Raw genomic sequence first — 8544 nt, 5'->3', positions numbered from 1 at the left:
CGGAGGGCGCCTGCCAACAGAAGCCCTCCACCGGTTCAGAAGGGGGCGGTCCGCAGGGGCCGCCCCCTTCAATTTCTGGCGACCGGGCCGCTTGCGCGCTGCGGCCCAGTTGCTACGTTTCATGTCAGCGCGCGCCCCGCGTTCGGAGACCCCATGGCCCAGGAACCGCCCGCCCAGGACCTGATGCACTACGAGGCCATGGCGCAGGACGCGCTGCGCGGCGTGGTCAAGGCTGCGCTGAAGCGCGCCGCGGCCCCCGACGGCCTGCCGGGAGCGCACCATCTCTATGTGACCTTCAAGACCGACGCGCCGGGCGTCTCCGGCCCGCCGGACCTCCTGGGCAAGTATCCAGACGAGATGACCATCGTCCTGCAGCACCAGTACTGGGACCTGGCGCCCGGCGAGACGTTCTTCTCGGTCACCCTGCAGTTCGGCGGCCAGCCCAAGCGGCTCAGCGTGCCCTACCAGGCGGTGACCCGGTTCTACGACCCGTCCGTGCAGTTCCTGCTGCAGTTCGAGGCGCCGGCCGCCGCGATCGCCGAGGCCAAGGCCGAGGCCGCCGCGCCTGCGAAGGTCGCGGCGGCCGGCGCCGAGCCGCCCGCCGACGGCGAGGCGAAGATCGTTTCCCTCGACCAGTTCCGCAAGAAGTGACCGCCGCATGACCGACGTGGCCAACGCCGAACCCGCGACCCTCACCGACCAGGAGATCCTGGAGAGGTTCCAGCGCACCAGGAACCAGCCGACCGGGTCGCAGACCCTGGGCTTTCGGATGGTTGGGGTCAGCCAGGCCGACCGGTCGGTGGAGGTGGAATTCGACGCCCGCGCTGAACTGTTGCTCAATCCGATGAAGCAGATCCAGGGCGGCTATCTCTGCGCCATGCTCGACGAGTGCATGAGCGTGGCCTGCATGGTGGCCTCCGGCATGACCTCCGTGGCGCCGACCCTGGAGATGAAGACCAGCTTCTTCCGCCCGGGCCAGCCCGGCAAGATCCGCGGCGTCGGCCGGGTGGCCAAGTGGGGCCGCCAGGTGGCCTTCACCGAGGGCGAGCTGTTCGACGCCGAGGGCCGCACCCTCGCCAAGGCCACCGGCACCGCGATCCCCACCCCGTTCTCGGCCTACAAGAAGTAGATGGCCCGGCTCGCCCGCAGGCTGGCGCTGATGGCGGGCCTCTGGCTCGCCCAGGCGGCCGGCGTGCAGGCCGCCTCGCCCTTCGCGGACTGGTCGGCCGTGGTGGTGGCCGGGGACTGGCACGCCCACGACGGGGCGCCCACCGAGACCTTCGACAACGCCCGCCGCGACGTCTCCGCCGCCCTGCAGCGGGCCGGCTTCCGCGCCGAGAACCTGCGCCAGTTCTCGGTCCGGCCCGAGCGCTACCGCGACACCCGCCCCGCCAAGACCGACCTTGAGGGCATCTACGGCGCCATGGCCGACCTGGCGCCCCAGACCCCCGGCGGCTGTCTGGTCTATCTGACCTCGCACGGCGCGCCGCAGGGGGTGCTTATGGACCAGCGCATCCTGGCGCCGCAGATCCTGGCCGGGATGGTCGACGGCGCCTGCGGCGAGAAGCCCACCGTGGTGGTGATCTCCGCCTGCTTCTCCGGCGTGTTCGTGCCCTACCTGGCCAAGCCCAACCGCATGGTGCTCACCGCCGCGCGCCGCGACCGGTCCTCATTCGGCTGCGGCGAGGACGACAAGTACCCCTATTTCGACGACTGCTTCCTGCGCGCCATGCCCACCGCCCAGGACTTCGCCACCCTGGGCGCGGGCGTGAAGGCCTGTGTCGCCGCCCGCGAACTGCAGGAGCGGGTGAGCCCGCCCTCGGAGCCGCAGATGTTCGTCGGCGGCGTGCTGCGGCCCATGCTGCCGCTGCTGAGCTTCCAGGCCGCCGCCGCCCAGGACTAGCCTCGTTCATCCCCTTCCAAGGACTCACCTGGCGCGCTTACAGTCGCGAACGGGTGTCAGGGTGAGGCGGGGTGATCTTGATGCGGACAATGCTTAAGGCCGCGGCCGCCGTCCTGGCCCTGCTGATCGCGGGTCCGGCGCTGGGCCAGGAGCAGGCTGAGCCTGCGCCGGTCGCGGCGCCCGCCGCCGCCGGCCTGCCCGACGCCCCGGTGCCCTACACGACGATCCGCCCCCAACGGACGGCCGTCCCCCGCTCGCGGCCGTCAGTGGCGCGCTCGCCCGCCCCGGCCGCCGCCGGCCCAGTGATCGCCGGCGCCGCGCCCATGCTGCCCGCCCTGCCGATCAGCGCGGCGGGCGCCCGCCTGCCCGGCGGCGCGCCCCTGCCGTTGGGCGAGGTCGAGGCCTTCGTTGACGCGATGGTCACCGAGGCCATGGGTCGCGATCACGTCGCTGGCGTCACCATCGCCATCGTGCAGAACGGCCAGGTGGTGCTGAAGAAGGGCTACGGCTTCTCCAACCTCAATCCGCAGAAGGCCGTTGATCCGGACCGCACGCTCTTCCGGGTGGGCTCGATCTCCAAGACCTTAACCTGGATCGCCCTGATGCGCGAGGTCGAGGCTGGCCGCATCCGCTTGAACCAGCCCATCAACCTCTACCTGCCCGAGAAGGTCCGCGTCCGCGACCAGGGCTTTTCCGACGACGTCCGGGTGGCCAATCTGATGGACCATTCGGCGGGCTTCGAAGACCGGGCGCTGGGCCAGCTGTTCGAGCGCGACTTCGAACGCGTGCGGCCCCTGGACCTCTACCTGCGCCAGGAGCGCCCGCGCCGGGTGCGGGGGCCCGGCATCATCTCCAGCTATTCCAACTATGGCTCGGCGCTGGCCGGCCAGGCGGTGGCCTATGTCTCCGGCCGCCCGTTCGAGCGGCTGATCGAGGAAGACATCTTGCTGCCGCTGGGGATGACCCAAACTACCTTCCGCGAGCTCCGCCCGGAGAAGCGCGGCCTGCCCGGCGCCATGCCGCAGCGTCTCACCCCCGACGTGGCCAAGGGCTACCGCTGGACGCCGGGCGGCTTCAAGGTCCGCGAGGACGAGTTCATCGGCCAGGTGGCGCCCGCCGGCGCCGCCTCGTCCACCGCCGGCGACATGTCGCGCTACATGCTGATGCTGCTGGGCGATGGCGTCTGGAACGGCGCCGCGGTGTTCGGCCCCCAGACCGCCCAGGCCTTCCGCAAGCCGCTGCGCAGGACCCCCGACGGCGTCAACGGCTGGGCGCATGGGTTCATGGTCTACAGCCTGCCTGGGGGCTACCGCGGCTTCGGCCATGGCGGCGCGACCATCGCCTTCCACTCCAACATGGTGCTGGTCCCGCACCTGAACCTGGGCGTGTTCATCTCCACCAACAGTGACAACGGCTACCGGCTGGCCAGCCGCCTGCCCGACCGGCTGATGGCTCAATTCTACGCCCCGCCGCAGACCTTCCCGCGCCCCGGCTCGCCGGAGCTCGCCCGCCGCAAGAGCGCCTTCGAGGGCTACTACCTCACCACCCGGCGCACTTACGGCGGGCTGGAAGGTTTCGTGGGCCTGCTGACCGGCGGGGCGGCGGTCTCGACAACCCCTGAGGGCCGGCTGGTCACCGGCGGAGGCGAAGGCGCAAAGATCTGGGTCCCCGAGGGTCCATTGAACGAGGGGCGCTTCATCGCAGCCCAGGGCGACGAGCGCATGGCCTTCCGCATGGCCGATGGCCGCGCGGTCGCCTACGACGGGTCCGGCGGGGCGCAACTTATGGAGCGTGCGCCATTCTGGAAGCAGCCCGCCCTGTTGCTGCTGCTTGGGGTGCTCACCGCAGCCGCCTCGTTGGCCACCCTGGGCGGCCTCTTCTTCCGCAATCGCCGAGAGTTCCGCGAGAACCAGGTGCAGAGCCGCGCCGCCCTGATCCAGAACATCCAGGCGGGCCTTTGGCTGGCCTCTATGGCCCTGTTTGGCCTGTGGGCATCGAAGACCGGCGACATCGCCCAGGTCATGTACCGCTGGCCAGGCGCCCTGGTGATCCTGGCCTCGGCCTGCGCCTTGGTGGCCGCGGCGCTGACCCTGACCACCCTGGTCGCCTTGCCGGCGGTGTGGCGCGGCGGCCGGCGGGTGGATTCCTGGAGCCTCCTGCGCAAGGCGTTCTTCAGCGTCACCGTGGTGATCTACGCCGCCGTTTCAGCAGCCCTGGCGCTGTGGGGCGCGCTCGCCCCCTGGAGCGGCTGACGCTCCGCCAAAGCGCGGCCTTAAAGGGGCGTTTACCAACCACTGGGTAAATCCTGCCTAGCGGCGGGCGGAAATTTCCTCGCGCACGCTTTCGCGTTTGGGGAAGGACGCCTGCGTTGAACCAGTTCATGGCGGCGCTTCAGAGGTTCGGGATCGGCCGGCTGGCCGCGATCCTCGGCATCGGCGCTGGTGTGGCGGCGGCGCTTTTCGCGGTGACCATGAACCTGGGCGAGCCCAAGGCGCTGCTCTACGCCAACCTCGACCTCAAGGAAGCCGGTGTGATCACCCAGGCCCTCGACCAGGCCGGCGTGAAGTACGAGGTCAAGGGCGACGGCTCCACCATCCTGGTGCCCCGGGACGATGTGGCCACCACCCGCATCATGCTGTCTGGAAAGGGTATGCCCACCGCAGGCTCGGTGGGCTACGAGATCTTCGACAACACCAACGTCTTGGGTCAGACCGATTTCGTCCAGCAGCTGAACCGCCAGCGCGCCCTGGAAGGCGAGCTCGGCCGCACCATCCGCGCTCTGGACGGCATCACCTCGGCCCGGGTCCACCTGGTGCTCCCCAAGCGGCAGTTGTTCGAGGAAGAGGCCGAGCTGCCCTCCGCCTCGGTGAGCATCGGAGTCGGCGGCCGCGAGCCGGGCGCCGACCAGGTCCGCGCCATGCAGAACCTGGTGGCCGGCGCCGTGCCCAACCTGAAACCCGACCGCGTCACCGTCGTCGACCAGCACGCCAAGACCCTCTCCGGCGGCGAGACCGGCATGGCCGCCGAGGCCGACGGCCGCAAGAGCGAGGTCGAGCAGCGCATCGCCAAGCAGGTGAAGAACCTGGTGGAAGGCGTGGTCGGGGCCGGCAAGGCCCGGGTCAACATTACCGCCGACTTGGAGCTCGCTCGCGTCACCGTCCAGCAGGAGACTTACGATCCAGACGGCCAGGTGATCCGCTCGGAATCCACCACCGACGAGAACCAGAAGGAAAACCAACCCGACTCCGCCGGCCAGGTCTCCGTGGCCACCAACATCCCCGGCGCCGACGACGCCGGCGGCGGCTCGAACGCCTCCACCAGCGGCCGCCAGGAATCCACCACCAACTACGAAATCTCCAAGACCGTCCGTACCGAGGTTCAGGAGCCCGGCCAGGTGAAGCGCCTGTCGGTGGCGGTCGCCGTGGACGGCGCCACGGCCGTCGCCGGCAAGGATGGCAAGCCCGGCGCCTACTCGCCCCGCAGCGCCGAGGAGATGCAGCGCATCGAGCAGTTGGTGCGCACCGCCGTGGGCTTCAACGCCGAGCGTGGCGATCAGGTTAGCGTGGTCAACGTCCGCTTCCCCGCTGTGGCCGACACCGGCGGCGTCGAGGCCGCCAGCCCGCTGATGGGCTTCGACAAGAACGACATCATGCGCGCCATCGAAATCGGCGTGATGGCCATCGTCGGCATCCTGATGCTGCTGTTCATCGCCCGACCGCTGCTGCGTGCGGCCACCGGCGGCGGCGGCGGCGGGCAGATGATGCCGATGCTGGCCGGCCACCCGCAGGGCGCCCGCCTGGCCATGAGCCCGGACGGCCAGCCCATGCAGCTCGCCGCCGACGGGTCGAGCCAGCTCCAGATTTCCGGACCGATGGGCAATGGCGAGCTGGAGCAGAAGATCGATATCGCCCGCATCGAGGGCCAGGTGAAGGCGAGCTCCGTCAAGCGCGTCTCGGAATTCGTCGACAAGCACCCGGAGCAGTCCGTCTCGATCCTCCGCGGCTGGCTGCATGAGTCCACATGAGCGTTCGCCTGAAAAGCAAGGCCGTCGCCGACGCCGCCCGCCTCACCGGGCCGGAGAAGGCCGCCGTGGTGCTGCTGGCGCTGGGCGAAGAGCACGCCCAGGTCTGGCAGGCGCTGGACGAGGAGGAGATCAAGGAGGTCTCCCAGGCCATGGCCACCCTGGGCACCGTCTCGGCCGGGGTGGTCGAGGACCTGCTGGTGGAGTTCGTGTCCGGCATGTCGGGCGCCGGCGCGATCATGGGCTCCTTCGAACAGACCCAGAAGCTGCTCGCCGCGATCATGCCGACCGAGAAGGTCGACACCCTCATGGAGGAGATCCGCGGCCCGGCCGGCCGCACCATGTGGGACAAGCTGGGCAACGTGAACGAGGCGGTGCTCGCCAACTACCTGAAGAACGAATACCCGCAGACCGTCGCGGTGGTGCTCTCCAAGATCAAGTCCGAGCACGCCGCCCGGGTCCTGGCCGCCCTGCCGGAAGACTTCGCCCTGGAATGCGTCACCCGAATGCTGCGCATGGAGCCGGTGCAGCGCGACATCCTGGACAAGATCGAACAGACCCTGCGGACCGAATTCATGTCGAACCTGGCGCGCACCTCGAAGCGCGACAGCCATGAGATGATGGCCGACATCTTTAACGCCTTCGACCGCCAGACCGAAGCGCGGTTCATCACGGCGCTGGAAGAGCGCAACCGCGAGGCGGCCGAGCGCATCCGCGCCCTGATGTTCGTCTTCGAGGACCTCTCCAAGCTCGATCCCGGCGGGGTGCAGACTCTGCTGCGGGCGGTGCAGAAGGATCAGCTCGCCCTGGCGCTCAAGGGCGCCTCGGACGCCCTGCGGGAGATGTTCTTCTCCAACATGAGCGAGCGCGCCTCAAAGATCATGCGCGAAGATATGGAGAGCATGGGCCCGGTGCGCCTGCGCGACGTCGACCAGGCGCAGACCGCCATGGTGCAGGTGGCCAAGGACTTGGCCAGTAAGGGCGAGATCATCCTGGCCGGCGCCGGCGGCGATGACGAGCTGGTCTACTGATGTCCGCCAGCCCGCTCCCCAAGTTCAGCTTCGACACCGAGTTCGCCGCGGACGGCGGTGTGGCCTCCCAGACGCCGCGCCCCAAGCGCGCCTACCTGCCCGACGAGGTCGAGCAGATCCGCCGCGAGGCTCGCGCCGAGGGCGAGAACGCCGGCCTCACCAGCGTGGCCGCGGCCCAGGCCCAGGCCCTGAGCGAGATCGCCGCCGCCTGCCAGCAGGCGCTGCCCAAGCTGGCCGAGGTGGCCCACACCCACCGGCTGGGATCCGCCGCCCTGGCGCTGGCGTGCGGCCGGGCGATCGCCGACGCAGCCCTGGCGCAGTTCCCCGAAGCGCCGGTACGCGCCGCCCTGGAGGCCCTGGCCCGCGAGATCGAGGCCCAGCCGCGGCTGGTGGTCAGCGCCGAGCCGGCCCTCGCCCAGGCGCTGGGCGCGGTCCTGCAGGAGACCGCCGACGCCATCGGCTTCGAGGGCGCGATCCAGCTGCGGCCCGAGCCTGAGTTCAACGCCCACGCCTTCACCCTCGATTTCGGCGACGGCTCCGCGGCCTTCGATCCGGCCGCCGCCGCCGCCCGTGTCGCCCTGGCCCTGGAGGCGGCGCTGGCCGCCGAGGGCCTCCACGCCGAACCGCTGATCCCCGGCATCGAGAGCCAAGAGTAAGCCCATGTCCGAAAACGACCTGAAGCTAGACGAATTCGCCCCGGAAGAGGGTCCCCTGGCGGAGACCCGCGACGAGGACAAGACCGCCGGCGACCTGGCGTCTGTCTTTGACGTCCCGGTGAACATCTCCGCGGTGCTTGGCCGCGCCAGCCTGTCCGTCGCCCAGCTCCTGCAGCTGGGCCAGGGCAGTGTGCTGGAGCTCGACCGCAAGGTCGGCGAGGCCATCGACATCTATGTGAACAACCGGCTGGTCGCCCGAGGCGAGGTCGTCATCGTCGACGAGCGCCTGGGCGTGACCATGACCGAAATCATCAAGGACGGCGACGCGGCGCCTTAGGGCGCTTCGTCGAAGGGAGAACACCCATGCGGCTTCTGGTCGTCGGAAAATTGAGCGGACAGCTCTCCACCGCCGTGAAGATGGCGATGAGCGCTGGCGCAAAGGTGAGCCACGTGGAGACCATCGCGGCGGCCACACACGCGCTACGGGCCGGCCAGGGCGCGGACTTGCTGATGGTCGATTACGAGCTCGACATCGCCGCGCTGATCGCCGCCAACGAAGCCGAGCGGATCCGAGTGCCGGTGGTGGCCTGCGGCGTGGGGGCCGACCCCCAGCGCGCCGCCGACGCCATCCGCGCCGGGGCCAAGGAATTCATCCCGCTGCCGCCGGAGGCCGAGCTGATCGCCGCGGTGCTGGCCGCGGTCTCCAACGACAACCGCCCGATGATCGTGCGCGACGCCGCCATGCAGGCGGTGATCACCATGGCCGACCAGATCGCGCCCTCCGACGCCTCCATCCTGATCACCGGCGAAAGCGGCGTCGGCAAGGAGGTGGTCGCCCGCTACGTCCACCTGAAGTCGCGCCGCGCCAACCGGCCGTTCATCTCCGTAAACTGCGCCGCCATCCCGGAGAACCTGCTGGAGAGCGAGCTGTTC

Annotated in this window: 9 protein-coding genes; all 9 read left to right on the top strand. The window is 70.0% G+C overall.

What is annotated here, in order from left to right; all coding sequences use genetic code 11:
- Positions 1-153: 153 nt before the first annotated feature.
- Positions 154-651, top strand: coding sequence for an SspB family protein (locus ACLL81_RS09425; protein ID WP_411288087.1), 498 nt, complete (start codon positions 154-156; stop codon positions 649-651).
- 7 nt (positions 652-658) lie between these two features.
- A complete protein-coding gene (locus ACLL81_RS09420) occupies positions 659-1129 on the top strand; it encodes a PaaI family thioesterase (RefSeq protein WP_411288086.1) in 471 nt (156 codons plus the stop codon).
- On the top strand, positions 1130-1903 hold the full coding sequence (locus ACLL81_RS09415; RefSeq protein ID WP_411288085.1) for a C13 family peptidase: 774 nt from the start codon (positions 1130-1132) through the stop codon (positions 1901-1903).
- A gap of 89 nt (positions 1904-1992) precedes the next feature.
- Positions 1993-4155, top strand: a complete 2163-nt coding sequence (locus ACLL81_RS09410) for a serine hydrolase domain-containing protein (RefSeq protein ID WP_411288084.1) — start codon at positions 1993-1995, stop codon at positions 4153-4155.
- Positions 4156-4271: 116 nt separating this feature from the next.
- Positions 4272-5927 (top strand): flagellar basal-body MS-ring/collar protein FliF, encoded by a 1656-nt coding sequence (gene fliF, locus ACLL81_RS09405; RefSeq protein WP_411288083.1) that lies wholly within the window; start codon positions 4272-4274, stop codon positions 5925-5927.
- The gene (gene fliG, locus ACLL81_RS09400) at positions 5924-6955 is read left to right on the top strand and encodes a flagellar motor switch protein FliG (protein ID WP_411288082.1); all 1032 of its coding nucleotides are present in this window, start codon (positions 5924-5926) and stop codon (positions 6953-6955) included. The genes fliF and fliG overlap by 4 nt, the downstream gene beginning before the upstream one ends.
- Positions 6955-7611 carry a flagellar assembly protein FliH gene (locus tag ACLL81_RS09395; RefSeq protein WP_411288081.1) on the top strand — a complete coding sequence of 219 codons (657 nt, stop codon included), beginning with the start codon at positions 6955-6957 and terminating at the stop codon, positions 7609-7611. Before fliG ends, ACLL81_RS09395 begins: the two co-directional genes overlap by 1 nt.
- Positions 7612-7615: 4 nt before the next feature.
- Positions 7616-7948: a flagellar motor switch protein FliN gene (gene fliN, locus ACLL81_RS09390; RefSeq protein WP_411288080.1), complete on the top strand. Its 333-nt coding sequence runs from the start codon at positions 7616-7618 to the stop codon at positions 7946-7948.
- A gap of 26 nt (positions 7949-7974) precedes the next feature.
- On the top strand, positions 7975-8544 hold a 570-nt coding region (locus ACLL81_RS09385; RefSeq protein ID WP_411288079.1), incomplete at its 3' end, for a sigma-54-dependent transcriptional regulator.

Source organism: Phenylobacterium sp., assembly GCF_046590535.1.
Classification (GTDB): Bacteria; Pseudomonadota; Alphaproteobacteria; order Caulobacterales; family Caulobacteraceae; genus Phenylobacterium.
This window is presented reverse-complemented; position numbering and strand designations above follow the sequence as displayed.